This is a genomic window from Marinobacter sp. CP1, from assembly GCF_001266795.1.
Taxonomy (GTDB): domain Bacteria; phylum Pseudomonadota; class Gammaproteobacteria; order Pseudomonadales; family Oleiphilaceae; genus Marinobacter; species Marinobacter flavimaris.
The window spans coordinates 3470495-3494506 of sequence record NZ_CP011929.1; the positions used below are offsets into that span (position 1 = coordinate 3470495).

Annotated in this window: 19 protein-coding genes; 11 read left to right on the forward strand and 8 right to left on the reverse strand. The window is 59.1% G+C overall.

Translation table 11 applies throughout. The features are described from left to right. Positions 1-160 precede the first annotated feature (160 nt). Genes ACP86_RS16035 through cynS form a run of 4 tightly spaced genes read left to right on the forward strand, consistent with a single transcriptional unit; the run spans position 161 to position 3853 of the window. Complete coding sequence (locus tag ACP86_RS16035) at positions 161-1582, forward strand: ABC transporter substrate-binding protein (protein ID WP_008170591.1); 1422 nt, start codon at positions 161-163, stop codon at positions 1580-1582. 2 nt (positions 1583-1584) lie between these two features. After that, positions 1585-2412, forward strand: coding sequence for a nitrate ABC transporter permease (gene ntrB, locus ACP86_RS16040; protein WP_008170590.1), 828 nt, complete (start codon positions 1585-1587; stop codon positions 2410-2412). 55 nt (positions 2413-2467) lie between these two features. After that, positions 2468-3382: an ABC transporter ATP-binding protein gene (locus tag ACP86_RS16045; RefSeq protein WP_008170588.1), complete on the forward strand. Its 915-nt coding sequence runs from the start codon at positions 2468-2470 to the stop codon at positions 3380-3382. Positions 3383-3409: 27 nt separating this feature from the next. Further along, positions 3410-3853, forward strand: a complete 444-nt coding sequence (gene cynS / locus ACP86_RS16050; RefSeq protein WP_053114755.1) for a cyanase — start codon at positions 3410-3412, stop codon at positions 3851-3853. A gap of 367 nt (positions 3854-4220) precedes the next feature. Here cynS and ACP86_RS16055 read toward each other — a convergent pair whose 3' ends face one another. Together ACP86_RS16055 and ilvG are read right to left on the reverse strand one after the other, a co-directional pair. Further along, positions 4221-4499, reverse strand: a complete 279-nt coding sequence (locus tag ACP86_RS16055) for an ACT domain-containing protein (protein WP_053114756.1) — start codon at positions 4497-4499, stop codon at positions 4221-4223. Beyond that, positions 4496-6196: an acetolactate synthase 2 catalytic subunit gene (gene ilvG, locus ACP86_RS16060; protein ID WP_053114757.1), complete on the reverse strand. Its 1701-nt coding sequence runs from the start codon at positions 6194-6196 to the stop codon at positions 4496-4498. The genes ACP86_RS16055 and ilvG overlap by 4 nt, the downstream gene beginning before the upstream one ends. A 311-nt stretch (positions 6197-6507) precedes the next feature. Here ilvG and ACP86_RS16065 point away from each other — a divergent pair, with 311 nt between their 5' ends. Continuing rightward, a complete protein-coding gene (locus ACP86_RS16065) occupies positions 6508-7590 on the forward strand; it encodes an efflux RND transporter periplasmic adaptor subunit (RefSeq protein WP_053114758.1) in 1083 nt (360 codons plus the stop codon). Positions 7591-7595: 5 nt separating this feature from the next. After that, positions 7596-10679, forward strand: coding sequence for an efflux RND transporter permease subunit (locus ACP86_RS16070; RefSeq protein WP_053114759.1), 3084 nt, complete (start codon positions 7596-7598; stop codon positions 10677-10679). Here the strand turns inward: ACP86_RS16070 and ACP86_RS16075 are convergent. Then, positions 10676-12301, reverse strand: coding sequence for a methyl-accepting chemotaxis protein (locus ACP86_RS16075; RefSeq protein WP_008170578.1), 1626 nt, complete (start codon positions 12299-12301; stop codon positions 10676-10678). The genes ACP86_RS16070 and ACP86_RS16075 overlap by 4 nt on opposite strands. A gap of 154 nt (positions 12302-12455) precedes the next feature. Here ACP86_RS16075 and ACP86_RS16080 point away from each other — a divergent pair, with 154 nt between their 5' ends. Next, on the forward strand, positions 12456-13199 hold the full coding sequence (locus ACP86_RS16080) for a pseudouridine synthase (protein WP_053114760.1): 744 nt from the start codon (positions 12456-12458) through the stop codon (positions 13197-13199). Here ACP86_RS16080 and ACP86_RS16085 read toward each other — a convergent pair. Together ACP86_RS16085 and ACP86_RS16090 are read right to left on the reverse strand one after the other, a co-directional pair. Next, positions 13184-15040, reverse strand: coding sequence for a putative bifunctional diguanylate cyclase/phosphodiesterase (locus ACP86_RS16085; protein ID WP_053115551.1), 1857 nt, complete (start codon positions 15038-15040; stop codon positions 13184-13186). The two genes, ACP86_RS16080 and ACP86_RS16085, sit on opposite strands and share 16 nt — an antisense overlap. A gap of 125 nt (positions 15041-15165) precedes the next feature. Then, positions 15166-16662 carry an amidase gene (locus ACP86_RS16090; protein ID WP_053114761.1) on the reverse strand — a complete coding sequence of 499 codons (1497 nt, stop codon included), beginning with the start codon at positions 16660-16662 and terminating at the stop codon, positions 15166-15168. Positions 16663-16824: 162 nt separating this feature from the next. On the opposite strand from ACP86_RS16090, the gene ACP86_RS16095 reads away from it, so the two are divergent. Beyond that, the gene (locus ACP86_RS16095; RefSeq protein ID WP_041645084.1) at positions 16825-17433 is read left to right on the forward strand and encodes a methyltransferase family protein; all 609 of its coding nucleotides are present in this window, start codon (positions 16825-16827) and stop codon (positions 17431-17433) included. Between the two features lie 20 nt (positions 17434-17453). On the opposite strand, the gene djlA is transcribed toward ACP86_RS16095, so the two are convergent. Then, the gene (gene djlA / locus ACP86_RS16100) at positions 17454-18233 is read right to left on the reverse strand and encodes a co-chaperone DjlA (protein WP_053114762.1); all 780 of its coding nucleotides are present in this window, start codon (positions 18231-18233) and stop codon (positions 17454-17456) included. A 138-nt stretch (positions 18234-18371) separates the two neighbouring features. On the opposite strand from djlA, the gene alkB reads away from it, so the two are divergent. Next, a complete protein-coding gene (gene alkB / locus ACP86_RS16105) occupies positions 18372-19022 on the forward strand; it encodes a DNA oxidative demethylase AlkB (protein ID WP_053114763.1) in 651 nt (216 codons plus the stop codon). A gap of 4 nt (positions 19023-19026) precedes the next feature. On the opposite strand, the gene ACP86_RS16110 is transcribed toward alkB, so the two are convergent. Then, positions 19027-20307 carry an MgtC/SapB family protein gene (locus ACP86_RS16110; RefSeq protein WP_053114764.1) on the reverse strand — a complete coding sequence of 427 codons (1281 nt, stop codon included), beginning with the start codon at positions 20305-20307 and terminating at the stop codon, positions 19027-19029. 335 nt (positions 20308-20642) lie between these two features. Here ACP86_RS16110 and ACP86_RS16115 point away from each other — a divergent pair, with 335 nt between their 5' ends. After that, the gene (locus ACP86_RS16115; protein ID WP_053114765.1) at positions 20643-22130 is read left to right on the forward strand and encodes a SulP family inorganic anion transporter; all 1488 of its coding nucleotides are present in this window, start codon (positions 20643-20645) and stop codon (positions 22128-22130) included. 1 nt (position 22131) lies between these two features. After that, positions 22132-23058 carry a universal stress protein gene (locus tag ACP86_RS16120; protein ID WP_053114766.1) on the forward strand — a complete coding sequence of 309 codons (927 nt, stop codon included), beginning with the start codon at positions 22132-22134 and terminating at the stop codon, positions 23056-23058. Here the strand turns inward: ACP86_RS16120 and ACP86_RS16125 are convergent. After that, entirely contained in the window at positions 23055-23924 is an 870-nt protein-coding gene (locus ACP86_RS16125) for a patatin family protein (protein ID WP_008170559.1), read from the reverse strand. The two genes, ACP86_RS16120 and ACP86_RS16125, sit on opposite strands and share 4 nt — an antisense overlap. Positions 23925-24012: the final 88 nt, after the last annotated feature.

Consider the following 24012-nt stretch of genomic DNA (forward strand, 5'->3'; position numbering starts at 1 on the left):
TAAAAAAATAACCGGACTTGGCACAAACCCTGCGATACCTCTCTCAGAACGCGGAGCCGACCCGACCATTTCCAGCCTCGGGCCCGAGCCGCACCTTTGTTGCACCGTGAGAGTGCAGAAATAACCCAAAACTTAGGTCCCAAACCCAGGAGAGTGCGCCATGACCACGAAAAGCCTTGGAAACCCGTTTGACGGTGACAAGTCCCTGATTCATGCCAAGACCTGCGGCTGCCCCGAGTGCAAACCCGGCGACAGCACCCCGTCGATTTCCCTCGATCTCAAGCCCTCTGCCGGCCAGCAGGCAGTTGCTGACGAGCATTTGGATTCAGAAGCGATGATGGATCGCGCCATCGAAGGCGCGGTGGTGCGCTCGGTGTTTGGTCACAACGAACACAGCCGGCGCGCCTTCATGAAAATGATGGGCGCGGGCACCGCGGCGGCCGTTCTGGGCAGCGTGTTCCCGATGGAAAAGGCCAAGGCCGCGGTGAAGGAATCCCTGGGCAAGCTCGAGAAGACCAAGCTGAACGTTGGTTTTGTACCGATCACCTGCGCCACGCCTATCATCATGGCCCACCCGATGGGCTTTTATGAGCGGTACGGCCTCGATGTGACCGTCACCAAGACCGCAGGTTGGGCGGTGGCCCGGGACAAGTCCCTGGCTGGCGAATACGACGCCTCACATATGCTTACTCCCATGCCCCTGGCGATGACCATGGGCGCGGGCTCCACACCGGAGCCGTTCATCATGCCGGCCGTTGAGAACATCAATGGCCAGGCCATCGTGCTGCACGTCGACCACAAGGACAAGCGCGACCCGAAACAGTGGAAAGGCTTCAAGTTTGGCGTGCCGTTCGAGTACTCCATGCACAACTTCCTGCTGCGTTACTACCTGGCCGAGAACGGTATCGACCCGGACAAAGATGTGCAGATCCGTGTGGTCCCGCCACCCGAGATGGTTGCCAACCTCCGCGCCGGTAACCTGGATGGCTACTTGTCACCGGATCCGTTCAACCAGCGTGCTGTTTGGGAGAAGGTGGGCTTCATCCACATGCTGACCAAGGACATCTGGGAAGGCCACCCGTGCTGCGCCTTTGCCTGCAGCAAGCAGTTCGCGACCCAGAACCCGAACACCTACGGCGCCCTGTTGCGCGCCATCATCGACGCGACGCAGTACTCCAACAATCCGGATAACCGTAAGGAAATCTCCGAAGCCATCGCGCCAAAGAACTATCTGAACCAGCCGGTTCCGGTGATTCAGCAGGTGCTGACCGGCTACTACGCCGATGGCCTTGGCGAGGTAAAAGACGTGCCGGACCGCATCGACTTCGACCCGTTCCCGTGGCACTCCATGGGCGTGTGGATCCTCACCCAGATGAAGCGCTGGGGTTATATCGAGGGTGATGTGGACTACAAAGGCATTGCCGAGCAGGTCTACCTGGCGAGCGAGACCGGCAAGATCATGGAAGAACTGGGTTACACCGCTCCGGACAAGACCTACAAGACCCACACCATCATGGGCAAGACGTTCGATTCTGATCGTGCCGAAGAATACGCACGCAGCTTCGACATCGGGAGGGTGTAACCATGGCTTCCCTGAACGTCCGGGCAGCACTGCTGTCGGTGTCGTTCCTGATTCTGGCCCTGGGGCTCTGGGAAATGGCAACCCAGCCCCCGGAGGCCCAGACAGGACTGACCGAATACGAAATGCTGATGGGTGGTGTGGAGCAGGAATCCCGGGTGCCGCCACCCTCGGCGGTGATCAAGCTGGCCTGGGCGGAGTTGTCCGATCCGTTCTATGACGCCGGCGCCAACGACAAGGGTATCGGCATCCAGCTGGCCTATTCGGTGTACCGGGTACTGACCGGCTACCTGGCGGCCATGGCCATCGCCTTGCCGGTTGGCTTCCTGATCGGCATGTCGCCGCTGATGTACAAAGCCCTGAACCCTTACATCCAGGTACTGCGGCCGATCTCGCCCCTGGCCTGGATGCCCCTGGCTCTGTTCATCATCCAGGACTCTGATGCCTCGGCCATCTTCGTGATCTTTATCTGTTCGATCTGGCCCATGTTGCTGAACACCGCCTTTGGCGTCGCCAACGTGAGGCAGGACTGGGTAAACGTGGCTCGCACCCACGAACTCGGGCCACTGCGCACTGCCATCACGGTGATCCTGCCGGCCGCCGCACCAACCATTCTCACTGGTATGCGGATCTCCATCGGCATCGCCTGGCTGGTCATCGTCGCCGCGGAAATGCTCGTGGGCGGCACCGGCATTGGCTACTACGTGTGGAACGAATGGAACAACCTGGATCTGGCCAGTGTGATCTTCTCCATCCTGATGATCGGGGTGGTGGGCATGCTGCTCGACCTGGCCCTGGGCAAGGCCCAGAAACTGGTGGAATACAAAGAATGAGCGGTCCGGCACCGGTTTCCGGTGCCGGCCTCAACCCTCCGAATGGAGACCTGTTATGAGTAAATCATTCCTGGAAGTAGATGGCCTGTCCAAAGTCTATCCGGACGGCCAGGGCGGTGAGCTGACCGTCTTCGAGGATATCCGCTTTGCCCTGGAGAAAGGTGAGTTTGTTTGCATCATCGGCCACTCCGGTTGCGGCAAATCCACCATCCTGAACGTGTTGGCAGGCCTGGACGAAGCCAGCGCCGGCAACGTGGTGATGAACGGCAAGGAAATCAAAGGCCCAGGCCTTGAGCGCGGGGTTGTGTTCCAGAACTACAGCCTGCTGCCCTGGAAAACCACCCTGAACAACATCGTCTTCGCCGTGCGCGCCCGCTGGCCGGAGTGGTCCAAGGAAAAGGTGAAAGAGCACAGCGAACGCTACCTGAAGATGGTGGGCCTGGACCACGCCCTGAACCGCAAGCCGTCCCAGCTGTCCGGCGGTATGCGTCAGCGGGTGAGTATCGCCCGGGCCTTCGCCACCCAGCCGGAACTCCTGCTGCTGGACGAGCCTTTCGGCGCGCTGGATGCGCTCACCCGGGGTGTGATTCAGGACGAGCTGGTGAAAATCTGGGAAGAAACCCGCCAGACCGTGTTCATGATCACCCACGATGTGGACGAAGCCATTCTACTGTCTGACCGCATCTTCCTGATGTCGAACGGCCCCAACGCCCGCATCGCTGAGAGCGTGAAAGTGGACATTCCGCACCCGCGGGCCCGGGCCACCATCTTCCAGAACCCGGCCTACCACAAAACCCGGGACTACCTGGTGGACTTCCTGGTCAACCGAAGCGGCTCGGCTCTGCCGGAAAAAGACGGCACCCCGAAAATCGTCGAACCCGCCAAAGGCGTTGCCCAGTCCACGCCAGCGTCTGCCGACTCTGAAACCGAATCCGAATCTGAGACTGCCGCCCGTGCGGTGAATGCCTGACGTTAAAACCCAAGAGAGGAAACAGCCATGATGAACAAAGAACTGATGACCGCAAAAATCCTGGAAGCCAAAGTGTCCAAGGGTATGACCTGGGAATCCATCGCCGAAACCATCGGCCTATCCCCGGTGTTCACCACCTCAGCGGCCCTGGGTATGAACAGCCTCACCGAAGACAAGGCCTTCGCCCTGTGCGAAGTGCTCGACCTCGACAAGCCAATAGCCGAAGCCCTGCAGGTCTGCCCCAAAAAAGCCTGGGACGGTGCTGTTCCGCAGGATCCGCTGATCTATCGTTTGTACGAAGTGGTGGGTGTCTATGGCGATACCATGAAAGAGCTCATCCATGAGAAGTTCGGCGACGGCATCATGAGTGCCATCGATTTCACCATGGACATCGAGAAGGAAGAGAATCCGAAGGGCGACCGTGTGGTGGTTACCATGAACGGGAAGTTCCTGCCTTATAAAGCCTGGTAATCGCAGGTCCTGTCACCTCGGAGGTCCGGTCCTTGTAGCCTGTTGGTTGAGGGGCGGGCTTGCGGGGTGGCAGGTGGAGTTTTTCTTGGAAAAAGCAACTCGCTGCGCTCAGACATCTTTTTCCGGCGAAAAATCCACCTACCACCCCGCGCCGACGTGCAACGCGGGTTCACCGGCTTAAAGACGTTGTGTTTTCTCTTTTCTCCAGAAATATCGTTTCTGCCCGTCGGTAGGGGGTGGGGGTATCTTTTCTGACAGGGAAAAGATGTCTGAGCGCAGCGAGTTGTTTTCCCCGAAGAAAAGATACCCCCACCCCCGTACCTGCCCGCCAAACCTCAGGCTACGAAAAGACTATGCCGCCAAAACCTCAGGCCGAACGGGAACGAGCGACAGAACCAGCCGCCAGTGCAACCTCGGCAACGGTGTGAAGCTTCTCCAGTTGCGACTGCAACATGGCAATCGGCCGCGTACCCTCCAGCGTCAGCGCGATATTCAAATGCTCGCCGGCGGTTTCCACCGCCATGGAGGCAATCCGGAACCCGCGGATGCGGACCACCTGGCATAGCCGCTCCAGGGCGGCGGCTTCGTGGGTCATGCGGCAGTTGATGGTGTAGCTGGGCGTTGAAGGTTGGCTTTGCGGGTTCATGCAACTTGCTCCTTGCTGGCTTTGGCGGTGCGGGCGGTTTCGTCGATCATGTCGGTGTTGCTGGCGCCGGGTTTGACGATGGGCCAGACGTTCTCTTCACGGCTGATGGCAACGTGCAGCAGCATCGGGCCGTTAAAGGCCAGGATGGTTTCGATGCCGCGGCGGATCTGGTCGGTGCGTTCGATGTACAGGGCCGGGATATCGAAGGCCCGGGCCATGGCAACGAAGTCCGGATTGTCGTCCAGGTTTATCTGGCTTTCCCGGTTGTTGTAGAACAGTTCCTGTTGCTGGCGGACCATGCCCAGGCACTGGTTATCCATGACGATTAGTTTCACCGGCAGGTTGTAGCGGCGGATGGTGGCCAGTTCCTGAGCGTTCATCATGAAAGAGCCATCGCCGGTAACGTTGATGACGGTGCTGTTGCGATCCGCAAACTGGGCGCCGATGGCGGCGGGCAGGCCGAAGCCCATGGTGCCGAGGCCGCCGCTGGTCAGGTGATGGCGCGGATGATCGAAGTCGTAGTGCTGGGCTACCCACATCTGGTGCTGGCCAACGTCGCAGGCGATCACGGTGTCGTCCGGGGCAATCCGGGAGAGTTGGCGGATAAACGCTGGGCCGGTAATCGGGGCCAGGGGCTCTTCGTTGTCAGCGGCGTGGAAGCCGCCGGTGGTGTACCAGGTACGGCACTGTTTCTGCCATTCACTGATGGCCAGTGGCTCGGCCTGCAAGGCGCCCGCCAATGCTTTCAGGATGTGGTTCAGATCACCGCGAATGGCCAGATCGGCATCGCGCAATTTGTTGATTTCGGCGGCATCAGCATCAATGTGGATCATCCTGGCGTTGGGCGCAAAGCCATCCAGTTTGCCGGTGGCGCGATCATCAAGGCGCGCGCCGATAACCAGCAGCAGGTCGCACTCGTCGACCGCCTTGTTGGCTGCCCGGGAACCGTGCATGCCCAGCATGCCTAGGTTATAAGGATTGTGTTTGCCGGGGTTGCCGATGCCCTTCAGAGTCACAACCGCGGGCAGGGCGGAGGATTCGGCAAAGGCCCGGAAGCTGTCCTCGGCGTGGGCCAGGCTGATGCCACCGCCGGTGTAAAGCAGGGGCTTGCGGGCGGCGCGCAGCATCGCCAGGGCTTCCGTCAGGTCGGTTGAAGCTGTTTCACGGGCTTCAGGCTGGGGGAAGGGCGCATCGGCCGCTTCGGACAGCAACAGGTCCTTGGGGATATCAATCCAGACCGGCCCGGGGCGACCGCTCTGAGCCAGTTCGATCGCCTCTTCCATGATGGTCGGCAGGCTGTTGGCATCATCGATCAGGTAGCTGTGTTTAACGATGCCCAGGGTCATGCCCAGTACGTCGGTTTCCTGGAAGGCGTCGGTGCCGATCAGGCCCGAGGGAACCTGGCCGGTGATCACCAGCATGGGAATGGAATCCCGGTGCGCGTTGGCAACGCCGGTGATCAGGTTGGTGGCGCCGGGGCCCGACGTGGCAATGCAGACGCCCAGCTTGCCACTGGCCCGGGCGTAGCCGTCTGCCGCCAGGGCGCAGCCCTGTTCATGGCGGCACAGCACATGCTCCACGCCCACATCGTCCACCAGCGCGTCGTATAGCGGCATGATGCAGCCGCCCGGATACCCGAAAACCGTGCTGATGTTGTGGCGGTGGAACGCGTCAAGAATGTGCTGTGCGCCGTTCATGGTCGTCTTTCCCTTTTCTTTTGCCGTAAAAAAAGAAACCCCCGGGACCTTTCGGTGCCGGGGGTTTCTGGTGTCTTGTCAGGTTTGTCGCTATCTCACCCGCTTGTCCACGCAGAAGCCCCCGGACGGTACCACGACCACCAGGACAAGCTTCACAAGGACAATCACTGCGTTGAGATTCATAAAATCGACAGTCTGCTCTGAATTCGTAAAAAGATTCTGTGTAGAATCTACCCCACGTTTTTAGCCGGATGCAACCGTTAATTGCCGGTTTTTTCTGCCACCCTCGATTCAGCAACAGTGAGCATTCAATGACGAAAGCAAAATGGGGTTCTCTTGGGCTGTCACTTCTGATCGTGATCGCAATGGTGATCTGGATGGCGACTGGCGAGGTGAAGGTGGCCAGTGACGAGGCTCCGGAACGTCAGGACAGCGGCGATGGCCAGCCTACAACGGTGCAGGTGGAAACCCTGACGGCCCGGCTGCATGAGCCGGGCCTGATGCTGCAGGGCCAGTTGGAGCCCTGGAGTTCGGTGATGCTGAGTGCCCAGGTGCCCGGCCGCGTGGAGTCTCTGGCTGTGAGTCTGGGTGAGCAGGTCCAGCAGGGTCAGAAGCTGCTTACGATAGCTGATGAAGGGCGGAGTGCCGCGGTGTTGCGCTGGCAGTCCCAGGTTCGGAAACTGGAAGCGGACCTGGTGGCGGCCCGCCGGCTCCGCGCCAATAACCTTGCCTCGGAATCCCAGATTTTGAGCCTGGAAAGCGGACTTGCTGCCGCTGAAGCGGAGCTGACCGGTGCCCGACAGGCCATCAGCCACCTCACTCCCGAGGCGCCTTTTGACGGCATTATCAACAGCAAATCGGTGGATATCGGCGATCTGGTGCAGGTGGGTTCCCCCCTGTTTCAATTGGTGAGGGTGGATCGCCTGAAGGCTACCGCGCAGATCCCCCAGCAATCGGTGGGCAATGTGGCGCCCGGTCAGTCTGTTCGCGTGGATTTGCTGGATGGCAGCCGTCTTTCTGGCGTGGTGACCTTTGTGGCCAGCGCTGCCTCGCCCGAAACCCGGAGTTTTGCCGTGGAGATCGCGGTGGAGAATCCGGATCGCAAACGGGTGGCCGGTGGCAGCGCCAGCCTGCGGGTGGCATTGCCGGAGGTAAAGGCGATGTTTATCTCACCCGCTTATTTGTCCCTCGGTGATGACGGTCGCCCCGGTGTGAAATACGTGAACGGTGAGAACCGTGTCGAGTTCGGTGAAGTGAAGTTGTTGAGTGTATCCACCGAGGGTGCCTGGGTGACCGGCTTGCCGGATGAGATCCGCCTGATTACCCGCGGCGGTGGTTTCGTCAGCACCGGGGAACAGGTTGTGCCGGTCGACGCCGCTGAAGACAGGGGCTAGACCGCATGCGCGCACTGATCTTCGCAGCCATTGATCGCAGCCGGACCACCTTGCTGACGCTTCTGTTCCTCCTGCTCGGGGGTATTGCCGCGTTTCAGACCATCCCGAAGGAAGCCAACCCCGACGTCACCATCCCCATGATCTATGTCTCCATGACCCTGGATGGCATCAGCCCGGAGGACGCCGAGCGTCTGCTGGTGCGGCCCATGGAGCAGGAGCTGCGTTCGCTTGAAGGCATCAAGGAAATGCGTGGTACCGCCTCGGAAGGTCATGCCTCGGTGATGCTGGAGTTCGATGCCGGGTTTGATCCGGACAAGGCGCTTCAGGACGTGCGGGAGAAAGTGGATACAGCACGTACCAAGCTGCCCCAGGAAGCGGATGAACCCAGGGTAAACGAGATCAACGTGTCCCTGTTCCCGGTGCTGTCCGTGGGTCTGTCTGGCCCCTTGTCGGAGCGGGAGCTGATAACCATCGCCCGGCGGTTCCAGGATGCCATCGAGTCTATCCCGGAAGTTCTGGAAGTGGAGATTGGTGGCGATCGGGAGGATCTGCTGGAAATCGTGGTCGATCCCCAGGTGCTGGAGAGCTATGGCGTTGATTTTGATCAGCTGGCTTCGCTGGTAACCCGCAACAATCAGCTGGTGGCGGCCGGCTCGCTGGATACCGGCAATGGCCGCATGGCCCTGAAAGTGCCCGGGGTGATCGAAACCATCGAGGATGTGATGTCCATGCCGATCAAGGTGGACGGTGACACAGTGGTCACCTTCGGCGATGTGGCCATGCTCCAGCGTACCTTCAAGGACCCCACCGGTTTCGCTCGTATCAATGGGGAGCCGGCGCTGGTGCTGGAAGTCTCCAAGCGCTCGGGTGCCAACATTATCGAGACCATTGCCCAGGTTCGTGAGTTGATTGATCAGGCCAGACCGGAGCTGCCGGACTCTCTGGAAATCCGCTACATCATGGACCAGTCCGAGGAAGTCCGGGATATTCTCAGTGACCTGCTGAATAACGTGCTCACCGCCATCGTGCTGGTTCTGATTGTGGTGATTGCCGCCATGGGGCCGCGTTCGGCGGTTATGGTGGGGCTGACGATTCCTGGTGCCTTCCTCACCGGCATCCTGGTGATCTGGAGCATGGGGCTCACGCTCAACATCGTGGTGCTGTTCAGTCTGATCCTGGTGGCCGGCATGCTGGTGGATGGCGCCATTGTTGTGTCGGAGCTGGCGGACCGGAACCTGTCGGAGGGGCAGACGGTAAAGCACGCCTGGGCCGAGGCGGCCAGTCGCATGGCCTGGCCCATTATTGCGTCGACCGCAACCACGCTGGCGGTGTTTGTGCCGTTGTTGTTCTGGCCCGGCGTTGTCGGGGAGTTCATGAAGTTCCTGCCGCTGACGGTGATTATCTGTCTGATTGCTTCCCTGGCCATGGCGCTGGTGTTCCTGCCCGTGCTGGGCAGCACCAGTGGGGGGCGCCGGGCGCGGCAGGGGCATTCTTCGGGGCGCCTGATGGAGGGTTATCGACGGGTACTGGGGCTGCTACTTCGTTCACCGGGGCTGACGTTGATTGGTGTGCTCTGCGTGATCGCCGTGATCTACGCCGCGTACGCCCGCTTCAACCATGGGGTTGAGTTCTTCCCCAGTGTGGAGCCGGATTCCGCCCAGGTTCAGGTGAGGGCGAGGGGTGATCTTTCAGTGTGGGAGCGGGATGCCATTGTGCGTGAAGTGGAGCAGCGGTTGCGTGGCATGCCCGAGGTGAAGGCCCTGTACGCCCGCTCAATGGTACAGACCAGCTCGCAACTGGCGCCAGATGTCATAGGCGTTCTGCAATTCCAGTTTACCGACTGGTTCACCCGGCGACCGGCCAGCGCGATTCTCGAGGACTTCCGCGACATGACCTCTGATATAGCGGGCGTTGAGCTGGAATTCCGCAAACAGGAAGGTGGGCCTGCCGAAGGCAAACCGATAGAGCTACAGGTGAGCAGCCGCGAAGCAAACAGTCTCAATGGCTACGTGGACGAAATCAAAGACCGCATGCGTGAGCTCGGTGGTTTCGTGGACATCGAAGACGACCGCAGCCTTCCGGGGATTGAGTGGCGGCTGCAGGTTGACCGGGAAGCCGCCGCTCGCTTCGGTACCGATGTGCTGGGTATCGGCAGTGCCGTGCGCTTGGTGACCAACGGGTTGAAACTGGCCACCTATCGCCCTGAAGACGTGCGGGATGAAGTGGACATCGTGGTGCGAGTTCCGAATAACTGGCGGGAACTGGATCATCTGCAGCGCCAGACCATTCATACCTCCCGGGGCCAGGTGCCGCTCTCTGAATTCGTCGATCTTCGCCCGGGCGACAAAACCAACAGTATTGTCCGGGTGGATGGCCAGCGCACGGTAACCATCAAATCCGATCTGGCACAGGGGCGCCGCGTGGATGAGCTGCTGCGGGCCCTGCAGGCCGAGATGCCGGAACCGCCAGAGGGAATTTCGGTGAAGTTTGCCGGCGAGAACGAGGATCAGCAGCAGGCATCAAACTTCCTTGCGACGGCCTTCCTGGTAGCCATCGGCCTCATGCTGTTGATACTGGTGACCCAGTTCAATTCGTTGTACCAGACCTTCCTGATTCTCTCGGCGATTGTGCTCTCCACCGCCGGGGTGCTGCTCGGGCTTCTGGTAAACGGTCAGTCGTTCGGCATTGTGATGGTGGGAATGGGTACGATTGCCCTGGCAGGCATCGTGGTAAACAACAACATCATTCTGATCGATACCTACAACCAGATGCGCAAGGACGGGGTTGAGGCCTACGAGGCCGCCCTGGAAACCGGTTGCCTTCGCCTGAGGCCGGTGCTGCTGACGGCCATCACCACTGTGCTGGGGTTGATGCCCATGGTCCTCGGCGTCAATGTGGACCTGCTGACGCCCTCCCTGGGCCTTGGTGCGCCATCAACCCAGTGGTGGACCCAGCTGTCCAGTGCCATCGCGGGGGGGTTGGCGTTTGCTACGGTGCTGACGCTGTTGCTCACACCTGCATTGCTGGTGCTGGGTAACCGGGCCGGTCGGGCTTTCGGGAGTCTGACCAGCCGCTTCCGAACTACTTAATGCTTGATCCGGCCCGCCAGTTCCTGGGCCCGGGCAGCCATGGCTTCCAGTTCAGGTACCGTGCGCAGGTTGTTTTCAGCAGCCTGGTGCATGGCTTCGGAGGTTTCGGCCACATCCGTGACATTGCGGTTGATGTCTTCACAGACACTGGTCTGTTCTTCGGCCGCTGTAGCAACCTGGGTTGTTGCGTCGTTGATGCTGCCCATGCGCCGGTTGATTTCGGCCAGGGTGGCGCGTACGGCTTCAACGGCCTCGCTGCTTTCCTGGGCTACAACGCCTGAGGCCTGCATGAACTCGGTGGCGTCCCGCGAAGCCCCACTGATGGCGCCGATGATCTGGTCGATTTCCACGGTGGCTTCCTGGGTCTTGGCAGCCAGGTTCCGGACTTCATCGGCAACCACCGCGAATCCGCGACCTGCGTCGCCGGCCCGGGCCGCCTCGATGGCGGCGTTCAGTGCCAGCAGGTTGGTCTGGTCTGCAATTTCCCGGATAACCTGCATAACGTCGCCGACCTTCTTGCCATCATTGGCGAGTTGGTTAACGGTTTCGGCCGAGTTCCGGATCTGGTCGGTCAGACGCCGCATGCTGTCTACCGCCTTGTTGATCTGCGAATCCGCTGTAGCCGTCTCGTCGGATGTCTGGCTCACTTCGGTGGCTACCGAGGCAGCGTGACTGGCCACATCCTCCGCGGTGGCAGACATTTCGTTCATGGCTGTCGCAATCTGCTCAATGCGCTGGTGGGCCAGGTCAGACTGGCTGACGACACTGTCGGCGTTCTGGCGGATCAACTCGCCGGTATCGTTCAGTTGCCTGGCGTTCTCGCTCAGTTGGCTTCCGGTATCGCTGAGGAAGCGGTGCAGGCTTCGGGCAGCGTCGGCCAATTGCCCCAATTCGTCAGCCCGCTGCATGGTTACAGGATCCGAAAGATCACCGTCGCCCAGTCGGGAGATCTGCGAGGTGAGCTTCTGTGCGGGCCGGACCACACCTGACAACAGGATCATTATCAGCGCGATGGTACCCAGAATGATGGCGGCAATCAGAAGACCCGCCACCAGCCAGCTACGCTCGGTGACAACGGTGTTCAGGGTTCGGGCCCGGACAAGGCTATCTTCACGGACTGCGGTTGCAGCATCTACAATCAGTCTGGCAGGTTCACGGTCGATCCCCTGTACCGCGGCATCGCCTGCGTTCGGATCAAAGCCTGAGCGTGTGAACGCCTCGAATCCCTCACGATAGGCACGCCCCATCGTCTGGTGTGCCTGTTTGAAGTCGGACATCAGTGACTTTGCCTGTGGCTCCTGAATTCGGGGAATCAGGTCATCAAGCTGGCTCTGTATTGATGCTTCGCGCTGCTGAAATCGGCCCCAGTATTTGTCCAGTTGTTCCGGGTCGGCTCCGCGGATCAGGACGTTTTTCCACTCCTGGACCTGGGTCTTGAAATCAGAAAGCACATCCTGGGCTTCAAGGGCGTTCACCATCCTGGTACTTACAAGACTGTTGAAGTCATCTTTGACTTTCAGGGAGAAGTTCAGGTAAATCACCGCCACTGCGGCGACGACTAGATTTGCCGTCAAAACGACGAGAAGAACCCGGTTGAGAATGCTTTTCGAGTACCAGTTCATCAGCTATTCCTGGGAGCGATCGATGGTAAGGGTGTGTCGCTAGTGTATACGTAGCGTTAGTTGATTAGGTTATCTACTTTGGTATCGGCTAGAGAAGCGGGCTCTTGAATGCAATTGGCCGACTTGAATATGAAGCTTTTATGACATCTATCTTATGAGCAACCCACTAACCGTTCTTTACCGGGACGAACACCTTCTGGCTGTCCACAAACCGGCCGGGCTGTTGGTTCACCGGAGCCCTATCGACAAACACGAAACCGAGTTTGCCCTGCAATATGCCCGGGCGCTAAATGAGGGCCAGCATGTTTACCCGGTCCATCGACTGGACCGGCCTACCTCCGGCGTCCTGGTGTTTGCCAGGGACAGCGACACTGCCCGCACGCTGGGTATGGCGCTGATGGCCGGTGAGGTGACGAAAACCTATCTGGCGATGGTGCGTGGCTGGCCGCCGGAACACGGGGAGATTGATCATCCCTTGCGAGAGGAATCGGAGGATCGACGGCTGAAAGGGGAAGAGCAGCCAGTGCGGGACGCTCTCACTTATTACCGCACGCTGGCGACGACGGAGATACCGGTCGAGATCGAGAAATACCCGAGCAGTCGCTACGCCGTTGTTGAACTGAACCCGAAAACCGGCCGAAAGCACCAGTTGCGCAGGCACATGAAACACATCAATCACCCGATCATTGGCGATGCCAATCACGGCCGGGGCCGCCACAATCGCTATTTTGCAGAGCGATTCGGCCAGGGGCGGTTGATGCTGGCCGCAACCCGGATGGCATTCCGACACCCGGTTTCGGGTAAACCACTGACCATTAGCGCCGCGCCGGAGGCGAGTTTTCTGGAGGTGTTATCACTATTTCCGGGATTTGACGTGCAGGATCACTGGGAAAAATAGCGCTTGATAAACTCTGGGTAGGGAAGCGGTATACTGTAACGGTAGCCCTGAAGGTAGTCGCAGCCTTTCTCGAACAGCCAGCTTTCATGGGCTTCGCTCTCCACACCTTCTGCAACGACAGAAAGGCCAAGCCCCCTGGCCAGGCCAATGATCGACAGGGTGATAGCGCAATCGTTTTCGTCATCCGGGAGGTTGTTGATGAACGAGCGGTCGATCTTGATTCGGGAGAAGGGCAGGCTTTTGAGCCGGGACAGCGATGAGTACCCGGTGCCAAAGTCGTCGATAGCGAGCTCGGCGCCGGCGTGTACCAGCTGTTCCAGAACCCGACCGATGACACTGAAATCACCCTGGATGGAGTCTTCGGTCACCTCAAACTGCAGGGCACTGACCGGCATGCCCTGGTTACCGCAGATCTCTTTTACCAGCTCTGGCAACTCTGGGACCAATATCTGCTCTGCCGACAGGTTGACGGATATCGTTGGTAATGGCGTATTCCGGTCTTTTGCCTCACGCCAGTGGGCGCAGACGTTTTTCAGCACACAGGCGCCCAGCTCATACATCAGGCCGGCGCTGCGCGCCACGTCCAGAAATTCAATCGGTGACAGCCAGCCACGTTGCGGGTGCTGCCAGCGAACCAGGGCCTCGGCGCTTTCCAGCTGTGTTCCTGTGCGGTCCATGATTGGCTGGTAGAAGACATCGAGGCCGCTGGTTCTGAGTGTTTCCCGCAGCTCGCTCTCGAGCGCAAACCGGGAGCGGGCTGTCATCTGGATTTCCGAATCGAACAAGGTCGAACGGTCCCCGCCCTGCCGCTTCGCGTGGTACATCGCAGCCTCTGCACCTCTGAGCAGTTCTTCTGACTCGTGGCAATCGCCCGGGAAGTGACAGATGCCCACACTGGCACTGACATTCAGATCCTGATCGGACACCCGGATAGACTGGCGAATACGGCTGTGGATCTCGCGGATCACCTCGTCCAGAAAGCTCGGCTGGGTGTAGTTGCGAATAACCAGGGCAAATTCATCCCCTCCAATGCGCGCCAGAAAGTCCTTGCCCGCCAACTGGATTTCTTTCAGGCGCTGTCCGATATCGGCGATGACCTGATCCCCCGCCTGAGGGCCAAGGCCATCGTTGATGGTTTTCAGGCGGTCAACGTCAATCCAGAGCAGTGCAAGACTGCCGGTACCCCGGCCTTTGATCTTGCGCACCAGGTGGTTCAGCCGGTCACGCAGTGAATCAATGTTGGCGAGTCCGGTGAGGGAGTCGTAGCGACTGACGTATTCCAGCGCCCGCTTGGATCTCAGCCATGCCTCGTGAGTGTTCATCAGGCTTATGGTGTCTGCAATGGCAGCTGACAGCGAAATGTCCGGGACCGACCAGTCACGGCGCACACTTGACTCCAGGCAGACAACCCCGCTGAGTTGTTCGCCGTCGAAAATCGGGGCGTCTAACATGGAATGAATGTTTTGCACGGACAGATAATCGCGGTCGAAGGAACGGGTACGGATATCATTGCGGGCGTCTTCCACGGCAATGACTCGTTCTTCGGTGATGGCGCGGAAGTAGTCAGGGTGGTCTGAGCGAAACAGGTTGAACTCTGAGCCATTCTGCGCGATGCAGCTATTGCGGCCGGGCAGCTCTGTGTCGTGAAGCCACTCGCAGGTGATCCGGTCCCGTTCCGGAGGGAAAAGCCAGACACTCGCCCGTTTCACGCCCAACAGCCGGGTGCACAGCTCCATGAGTGCTGCCAGCTTCCGGGGGCGGGGCATCTCGATAAAGCTGGTATTGTGGCTCAGCTCCATCAGTGCCTTGTGGTGGGTCACGAGGACTTCACTGTCACGCATGGCCGGGCTCAATAAATTGTCCTTCTTAGAATTACGAACGGCCTTGGCTCTCGGTTTGGATACTTGATCAGGTTACGTCTAAGTTCTTTAAAGAATATGGCAGCTGTTTTTATAAGTGTCCAACTTCAAGCGGGATTGGCCAGTGAGTCCCTGGCGTTTTGTTCCCCACTGCCAGGATTGTTCCGGCTGAAATCGCAAAGCAGCGGCCAGGGATGGGTGGCTTCCAGAGTGAAGGCGATATCCAGCAACGTGCGTTCGCCTCCGTGCCGCCCCATAAACTGAACGGACACGGGCAGTTGATCGGGCGTGTGGCCCATGGGCAGTGAGATTGCCGGTGCGCCCGTGGCGTTTGCCAGAGGGGTGAAGCTCACATACTCGCGCAGCCGTTCGAACAGGGTGTCAAAAGGCACATCGGGGCTCAGATGGCCAAGGGCGGGTGTGGTGTGGCCAAGTACCGGCGTGAGCACGGCATCAAATCCGGCCATGGCATGTGCATAGTCGTGCCAGGAACGCTTGAGCCGCCAGAGCGCAGTTGGCAGGCGCCAGAACTGTCGCCGGAACATCCTGTCGAGGCCGTTGGTCAGGCCGTCTGTTTTGTGTTTGTCGAAGGCCGGGTGAAGCAGTTTCCTGCCGTTGGCCCTGATGCCGAAGGCAAGCAGTGCCCAGTACAGGGCAAAGTCATCAGGGAAGGTGCTGTGCACCGGAACGGGCACTGGCTCAATGCGGTGGCCCATTTTTTCCAGCCTGAGCGCCGTTTCTTCGACAGTCCGTCGGGTGATGTCATCGGTTTTGTGACCATTGATGGAATCCAGCACCAGTCCGATTCTCAAAGGACGACCGGAGGGGCCCTCCATTCTTCCAATGGCCGGCAGGCCGGGATTGCGGAAATAGGTCTCGGCCTGCTCGAAAAAATTAGCGGTATCCCGTACCGAGCGCGTCACTACGCCCTCGCTGATAATGTTGATCGGCAGGGAGGCTGCCGCTTCGTTGTCTATCAATCGTCCTAGTGTGGGCTTAAGGCCGACCAGGCCGCAGCAGGCGGCCGGAATCCGTATGGAGCCTCCGCCGTCATTCGCGTGGGCAATGGGTACCACGCCGGCCGCCACAAGGGCCGCTGAACCGCCTGAGGAGGCTCCGGAGGAATAGGCCAGGTTCCACGGGTTACAGGTTGCCGGCGCGTGTGCGGGCTCGGTTGTGGCGTTGAATCCGAATTCCGGCAGGGTGCTTTTACCCAGGCACAGAAAACCCTGGGCAAGCAACTGGCGGGCAAATGGACTGGTATCGGATGCAGGAACGCTGGGCACGGCCAGGGAGCCGTGCCGTGTGGTCATGCCCGACACGTTGGTGTTGTCTTTGATAAGTGTTGGAACACCGCGGAACAGGGGAAAGGAACCGGTCTGGTCGGCGGCATCAAGCTTTGAAGCAGTCCGGATCGCCTGGTCGTAATTCGCCGAGGCCAGACCGTGAAGGAGCGGTTCGACCGCCTGTGCGCGAGCGATAGCGGCTTGAGTGAGTTCGGTGATCGATATTTCCCGGCGGAGGACCCGTTCGGCAAGGGCAGTGGCGTCATCGCAACCTATCGCGTCGTTTCTGAAACTGTGGCAGGACTGCGGGGCGCTCATGGCCAGACTCTCCTTGAAAGTGATTCCACGACTCTACTGCATTTGAAAACGTGATGACATGTCATTTTAGGTAGGGTGAGTGGTCGGCGGCTAGCACAGGGCCTTTTCACAGACCTCTTCAAATAATAAGCTGTCGGCCTGAAAACGTTGTAAGCGATCCTGATGGAATTTATTGAACCCCTCGTACGCCACTTTCTCGGCATTTTCTTTCTGATGATCGGTCTCCAGTTTGCTGGCCGAAGCCTCGGGCTGTATCAGAGAATGCGCTTTTCGCACATTAACTATGGTGAGCGAGGGAGTGCGCCCTGGTGGCACCGGCAAACCTTCAATGTGTTTCGGGCGTTCATTCTGGGCGTCTGCGTGGTGCGGATTTTTGCGGATATCGACCCCTGGCTGGGCGTGTTCGGCCCGCTCTATGTGTGGCCGATTTTGCTGGTTGGCATGCTCCTCCTGATTGGCTCATTTACTACCGTGAACTATCTGCAGGCCTACATGCATGAGGATTGGCGCTCTGGTATCGATCCTCGGAAGGATGAGCGCAAACTGCTCACAGGCGGGCCATTTGGCCGTTCCCGTAATCCCCTGTTCCTGGCTGTGATGGCTGGGCAGCTCGGTTTTTTCCTGGCCTTGCCCAGTGTGTTTTCCCTGGTATGCCTGGTGGCCGGTGTACTGGTGATCACCCGCCAGGCCCGGGAGGAGGAGAAGGCGCTGGCGGATAAATTTGGCGAGGACTACGAGCGTTATCGCGTGCGGGTACCGCGCTGGTTCTGAACCGGTGACGGCAGAGGGCCTTACGCAGATTTTTTCCGGGCTTCCTTGATCACATCGTAGGCATGACTGATTTCGCGGGTGCGTTCCTCTGCCATCTCCCGCATGCTCTCGGGCAATCCCCGGCCCGCAAGTTTATCCGGGTGGTTCTCGCTCATCAGCTTGCGGTAGGCCTTCTTGAGTTCATCATCACTGGCGGAAGGCGATACCCCAAGAACCTTGTAGGCATCGCTGATCTGATCAGCGGAGGAGGGCTGGCCCGCACCGGCCCGGTTGGTGTGGGCTCCTCGGAGCATGGCTTCCAGCTGGTCCACCTGGCTCTCCGGTAGCCCCAGCCCACGGGCGATTTTTACGAGCATTTCGTGTTCGGCCGGGTGCACCTTGCCGTCCGCAGCTACGGCTGATACCTGAACCTGCAGGAACATCTGGAGAAACGCGGGTTGGCGTCCGCTGGCCTGGAGGAACCGGTTAAGTTCGGCATCCAGGTCAAAATCCGGCTCTTTACCACGGTTGAAGGCGGTTTTGGCCTTGGCTTTCTGTTCTTCATTCAGGCGGAAGCGAACGAACATGGCTTCGGCCATCTGGATTTCATCCCTGGATACCACGCCGTCTGCCTTGCACAGGGCACCCATCACCGCAAAAACCGATTCAATAAAACCGGACTGAATGCTCTGGAGCTTGCCAATCAGGCGGCGCTTGAGAAGGTTCAAGAGAAAGGCACCAATCGCCGCACCTATGAGAAAGCCCGGGAATTTGCCAAAGGCGTAGCCAATCAGACCGCCAATTATGATTGCAAACAGCATTAATAAGTCCTTAACAGGAATGAATCAGCCCATAGAATATACGTGTTTTTCAGCCCGGCTTCATGAACAGGCTTTCATCGACCTGTGAAAAAGCCACGTAAGCTATTAGATTAAATCATTTATGAGGGGGCAGTAGTCATGACCCAAGACCTGTTTTCTAACCTGCCACCGGAACAGACAGTCGAGCCTCTGATGGATGGCGCGGTGGTGCTGCGGCAGTTCGCGCTCCCGAACGCCGAATCACTCATGGCCGGCATTGAAACGGTTACCTCAGAAGCGCCGTTCAGACACATGAAGACCCCTGGTGGCCATGCCATGTCTGCGGCCATGAGCTGCTGCGGGGATCTTGGCTGGGTTACCGATAGCAGGGGTTACCGGTATCAGGCGGAGGATCCGGAATCCGGCCGGCCTTGGCCCGCCATGCCTGCGGCTTTCCGGGAACTGGCCAGAAGCGCCGCCGAAACCGCTGGTTTTGAGGGATTTGAACCGGACGCCTGTCTGATCAATCGATACCAGCCCGGGGCAAGAATGGGGCTGCATCAGGACAAGGACGAGCAGGACTTCACGCAGCCCATCGTGTCGGTTTCTCTGGGCCTGCCGATGGTGTTCCAGTTTGGTGGTCTCAAACGCAGCGAACGCCCCATCCGCGTGCCACTTGCCCATGGTGACGTTGTGGTCTGGGGCGGCCCGGCCCGGATGCGTTATCACGGCGTGCTGACCCTCAAAGCCGGGGAGCACCCGCTAACGGGCGGGTATCGTTACAATCTGACGTTCCGTCGGGCCAGGTAAGGGATTACTGCAGCCAGGCGACCAGAAGCCCGGCTGCCAGAGAGAGCACCATCGGCCCCCCGACCAGCAGCCCGATCTGGCGATTGCCGACAAACCCGGCCAGCGCCGATTTCACGAGGTTGTTGGTGGCAGCGGCGATCACAATGCCTATGACTGCTGTTCCCATGGCCAGGCTGTTGTTGGACATGCGGGTCAGGGAGAGGGTAATTGCGTCCACATCCGCGATGCCGGAGGTGGCTGCCAGGAAATAGATGCCCGCATCACCTAGCCAGTTGCCGAGGAACTCGCCCATAAGCAGGATGGCTGTGAGCAACGCGCCAAAAACCAGGGCAGAGGTCAAATCCAGCGGGTTCTGGTTAAGGGTTGGTTGGCTTACCTGAAGCTCTCGGTCATTTTTCCGCCAGATAAAGAGCGCGGGCCCGTAGAGCAGGGCGGTCATCACCAGCACGGGCCAGATCAGACTGGGCAACAGATCGGGATTGATCACCAGGCAATAAACCAGGATACGGGGGAACATGGTGCCGCAGGCAATCAGGATACCGGTGGCGAACTGGGCGTTGAGCTGCGGAGTTTTCGAGGCCTGGCGGGCGAAGTGCAGCGTGAGGGCAGTGGACGAGCTCAACCCGGCGAATAGGCTGGTAAACAGGATGCCTTTGCGGGTACCGGCGACCCTTATGGCGAAATAGCCGACAAAGGAAATGGAGGCGATCATCACCACCATCCACCAGATTTCCCGGGGATTCAGAACCCCGCCAGGCCCCATCTTTTCGTTTGGCAGCAACGGCAGCATGACCACGGAAATCAGCAGCAGCTTGAGAGCGGCATCCAGTTCATGTTCCTTCAGCTTGTTGACCCAACCGTGGATTTCTTCCTTGTTGTCCAGAATGATTGCGGTTACCACCGCTGCGGCCGTGGCGATGACCGGGTCCACTGCCACCGCCACCGCACCGAAGCAGAAGGTCAGCACCATGCCAACCATACCGGTGATGCTGAAATTACGGATATGCTCAAGGCGCTCGCTGTAGGCCACGATGGCCATGGCCACGACACTGACCAGAAGCACGGGAAACGCCCATTCCGTGATTTCCTGTGCCAATACCGCGGAAATACCGCCAAGCAGGCCTACCAGGGCAAAGGTGCGGATGCCGGCAATTCGCTCGCCGGATTTCTGTTCCCGGGCATCCCATCCCCGCTCCAGGCCAATGATGGCGCCAAGCAAAAGCGCAACGGCGAGGTCGAGAGTGGTCTGGTTTCCGGCCAGAAACTGGGAAGCAAGATCATCCATGGGAGGGCGTAGGCTCCTGTTAATAATTGAATATGTTGATGATAGCAGCAGGTGCAACCGGTCGTTACACCTCTAAGAAGATTCCCGTAACCGCCTTACTTTCCCGTTAGGGGTCTGGTAAGCTTCGCGACCCTGAAATTCGCAGTTACCTGATTTTCATCAACCGTGCAGCAAACTGAAACCGTGACGATCCTTCCGCCCTAGCGCTCAGCTTCCTCTTCCTCTGGTTTAATCCCCTGAGACATATCCCTGTAGCCAACGTGAGATAGGTTGGGTGCAATCGACGGTTTTATCTCAGTTTTTTTATCTCCACAGCAATCCGGAAACCCGACATTATGGTGAATTCCCTAAAAGCCAACTGGCTTTCGAACATTCGTGGCGATGTGCTCGCCGGTATCGTCGTGGCGCTGGCACTGATCCCGGAGGCCATTGCCTTCTCGATCATTGCCGGTGTCGATCCCAAAGTGGGTCTTTACGCCTCTTTTTGTATTGCGGTGATCATTGCCTTCGTGGGTGGCCGTCCCGGCATGATTTCGGCAGCCACTGGCGCCATGGCCCTGTTGATGGTGACACTGGTTAAAGAGCATGGTCTCGAGTATCTCCTTGCTGCGACGCTGCTGACCGGTGTTCTTCAGATTGCCGCTGGCTACCTTAAGCTCGGCGGCCTGATGCGGTTCGTCTCGCGCTCGGTGGTAACCGGTTTTGTAAACGCCCTGGCCATCCTTATTTTTATGGCGCAGCTGCCCGAACTGACGAATGTTACCTGGCATGTCTACGCCATGACGGCGGCCGGCCTCGGCATCATCTACCTGTTCCCGCTGCTGCCCCGGATCGGCAAGATCCTGCCTTCACCTCTGGTGTGCATTGTGGTTCTGACCGGCGTTGCCATGTACCTGAACCTCGACATCCGCACGGTCGGTGATATGGGCGAATTGCCCGATACTCTGCCGATCTTCCTGTGGCCGGATGTGCCCCTGAACCTGGAAACCCTGATGATCATCCTGCCGTACTCCGTGGGGCTGGCTGTTGTGGGGCTGCTGGAATCGATGATGACCGCAACCATCGTCGATGACCTGACCGACACCACCAGTGACCGCAACCGTGAGTGCAAGGGTCAGGGCATTGCCAACATCGGCTCCGGCCTGCTTGGTGGTATGGCGGGCTGCGCGATGATCGGGCAGTCCATTATCAATATCAAATCCGGCGGCCGTACCCGGCTGTCGACACTGACTGCCGGTGTGTTCCTGCTGATTATGGTGTTGGTGCTGGACAAGTGGCTGGTCCAGATCCCCATGGCGGCCCTCGTTGCTGTGATGATCATGGTGTCGATTGGTACCTTCAGTTGGGGCTCGATCAAGAACCTGCGGGAACATCCGCTTTCAACCAACATCGTGATGGTTGTTACGGTGATTGTGGTGGTTGCCACCCATAACCTGGCGTTCGGCGTTCTGGCCGGCGTTCTGCTGGCGGCCCTGTTTTTTGCCAACAAAGTTGGCCATTACATGCTGGTGACCTCTGAGCTGGATGAAGCAAGCGATACCCGCACCTACACAGTGGTGGGCCAGGTGTTTTTCAGTTCCTCGGAAAAATTCACGGAATCCTTTGATTTCAAGGAAGCAGTCGATAATGTGGTCATTGATCTGAGCCGGGCCCATTTCTGGGATATCACCGCAGTCGGTGCCCTGGACAAGGCGGTCATCAAGTTCCGCCGGGAAGGCGCGGAAGTTGAGGTTATCGGGCTGAATGAAGCCAGTGCCACGATTGTTGACCGCTTTGGCGTGCACGACAAGCCGGACGCCGTTGACCAGCTGATGGGGCACTGACATGACACAGACCAAGGAATCCAACAGCGATCGCAGTCAGAATAACAATCACAAGGATCATGAAGGCGAGGTTGAGATGTTACGAGTAGTTGCCTGTATTGATGGCTCCCAGGCGGCGCCGGCGGTTTGCGATTACGCAGCCTGGGCCAGCAAGCACATGGAAACGCCCATGATGCTGCTGCACGTGCTGGACGAGGAACGTTATCCGGCGGAGCCGGATCTGGCTGGCAACATTGGTCTGGGCAGCCGTGAACAGCTGCTCGAAGACCTGGCAGAGCTGGACCGCAAGCGCGCCAAGCTGGCCCTGGAACACGGCCACCACATGCTGGACGAAGCGGCAAAGCGGGTCAGCGAATCCGGTATCAATGACGTGGTGCAGCGTCAGCGCCATGGTGACCTGACCGAGTCTCTGCTGGCGCTGGAGAATCAGACCCGCCTGCTGGTCATGGGGCTGCACGGTGAAAGCAGTTCCGAGCGTGACACCCACATCGGCAGTCAGTTGGAGACGGTGATTCGCAGCATGCACCGCCCGATTCTCCTGGTGCCGGACGACTATACCCAGCCCCGCAGCGCCATGCTGGCCTTCGATGGCAGCGCTACGGCGTTCAAGGGCGTGGAATTGCTGGCTGGCAGCCCGGTTCTGAAAGGCATGCCGTTGCATCTGGTGATGGTTGGACCGGACACCAACGACCGCTGGGAGCAGCTCAGGAAAGCCGAGAAAATGCTGGCAGGTCTGGAATCCGAGATCACTCTGGCGATCCGGGCCGGGGATGTGGAACCCGCGTTGCACGCCTACCAGGAAGAACACGACATCGACATCCTGGTGATGGGCGCCTATGGGCACTCCCGCATCCGTCAGTTCCTGGTGGGCAGTACAACCACCACGATGCTGAAAACCGCCAAAAAGCCCCTGGTGGTGCTTCGCTAGGTTACTTCCTGGGCCAATTCGGCCAGATAGGCCATCGCCGCGCGGTGGCCTTGCTGATACCCCAGATCCAGCTTGTTCAGATCCGTGGTCAACCGGCTTACCGGAAAATCCTCCGGTGGCGCGATAATCCGGAGCCGGCAGTCCTCCGGCGGATTTCGAATGAATTCCAGTGTCTCGTTGTATCTTTCGCCCCGCCGGATTATGGCCTCGGCGAGCCCCGGTTGCTCCCGGAACATCCGCTTGGTGAGCGCCGGAAACGCCAACGGCTTCTTCTCATAGCCCAGCGGTCGGGAAAGCACCACCGTGATATCCCGGGCTCCCCGGCGATAGGCCTCCGCAACCGGAATGGAATCGGCAATTCCGCCATCACTCATGGGCTCGTCCTCCACTCTTGGATAATCACGGTAGGCCAGGGGAATGGAGCAGGAGGCGGTGAGCACGTTGTGGATGTTCTGGTCGTCGACCGGAAAATACCGGGCCTCACCGGTCACCACCGACGTGGTTGCCACCCAGAGTTTGGTGGTGCCAGACAGGTAGCGTTCCAGATCGAGTGGTACTTCCTGGTAAGACTGATGCCAGAGCCAGTGAACATCGCACAAATGCCCGCCCTGGAAGAAACGCCCCCAGTTGATGAATTCCGGCCGACAGGCGTGGTCGGTGATTACTCGATGATTTCGGCCGTGATGGCCGCAGAGGTAGCCGATGAGATTGGTTGAGCCCGCGGAGACGCCCCAGGCTTCCGTGAAAGGCTGATGCCGCTTTTCGAGAAAGGCATCGAGTACGCCGGCGGCGAAGATGCCGCGCATGGCGCCACCTTCGACAACGAGGGCATTGCTGGTTGTGGTGTCACTGTGGGTCTGGAGCATCCGTTCCCCCTATCTTGTGTGTTCTCCGGTCATGCCAATACATGAACTCAGCTTACCAGTTCGACGGTCGCTTTGGGCAGTCGGATGT

Coding starts and splice junctions, on each gene's coding strand:
- ACP86_RS16125 (WP_008170559.1), bottom strand. CDS start 23,924: ATGCTCCAGACCCACAGTGACACCACAACCAGCAATGCCCTCGTTGTC.
- ACP86_RS16080 (WP_053114760.1), top strand. CDS start 12,456: ATGAGCAACCCACTAACCGTTCTTTACCGGGACGAACACCTTCTGGCT.
- ACP86_RS16120 (WP_053114766.1), top strand. CDS start 22,132: ATGACACAGACCAAGGAATCCAACAGCGATCGCAGTCAGAATAACAAT.
- alkB (WP_053114763.1), top strand. CDS start 18,372: ATGACCCAAGACCTGTTTTCTAACCTGCCACCGGAACAGACAGTCGAG.
- ACP86_RS16095 (WP_041645084.1), top strand. CDS start 16,825: ATGGAATTTATTGAACCCCTCGTACGCCACTTTCTCGGCATTTTCTTT.
- cynS (WP_053114755.1), top strand. CDS start 3,410: ATGATGAACAAAGAACTGATGACCGCAAAAATCCTGGAAGCCAAAGTG.
- ilvG (WP_053114757.1), bottom strand. CDS start 6,196: ATGAACGGCGCACAGCACATTCTTGACGCGTTCCACCGCCACAACATC.
- ntrB (WP_008170590.1), top strand. CDS start 1,585: ATGGCTTCCCTGAACGTCCGGGCAGCACTGCTGTCGGTGTCGTTCCTG.
- djlA (WP_053114762.1), bottom strand. CDS start 18,233: ATGCTGTTTGCAATCATAATTGGCGGTCTGATTGGCTACGCCTTTGGC.
- ACP86_RS16085 (WP_053115551.1), bottom strand. CDS start 15,040: ATGCGTGACAGTGAAGTCCTCGTGACCCACCACAAGGCACTGATGGAG.
- ACP86_RS16110 (WP_053114764.1), bottom strand. CDS start 20,307: ATGGATGATCTTGCTTCCCAGTTTCTGGCCGGAAACCAGACCACTCTC.
- ACP86_RS16070 (WP_053114759.1), top strand. CDS start 7,596: ATGCGCGCACTGATCTTCGCAGCCATTGATCGCAGCCGGACCACCTTG.
- ACP86_RS16115 (WP_053114765.1), top strand. CDS start 20,643: ATGGTGAATTCCCTAAAAGCCAACTGGCTTTCGAACATTCGTGGCGAT.
- ACP86_RS16090 (WP_053114761.1), bottom strand. CDS start 16,662: ATGAGCGCCCCGCAGTCCTGCCACAGTTTCAGAAACGACGCGATAGGT.
- ACP86_RS16045 (WP_008170588.1), top strand. CDS start 2,468: ATGAGTAAATCATTCCTGGAAGTAGATGGCCTGTCCAAAGTCTATCCG.
- ACP86_RS16065 (WP_053114758.1), top strand. CDS start 6,508: ATGACGAAAGCAAAATGGGGTTCTCTTGGGCTGTCACTTCTGATCGTG.
- ACP86_RS16035 (WP_008170591.1), top strand. CDS start 161: ATGACCACGAAAAGCCTTGGAAACCCGTTTGACGGTGACAAGTCCCTG.
- ACP86_RS16055 (WP_053114756.1), bottom strand. CDS start 4,499: ATGAACCCGCAAAGCCAACCTTCAACGCCCAGCTACACCATCAACTGC.
- ACP86_RS16075 (WP_008170578.1), bottom strand. CDS start 12,301: ATGAACTGGTACTCGAAAAGCATTCTCAACCGGGTTCTTCTCGTCGTT.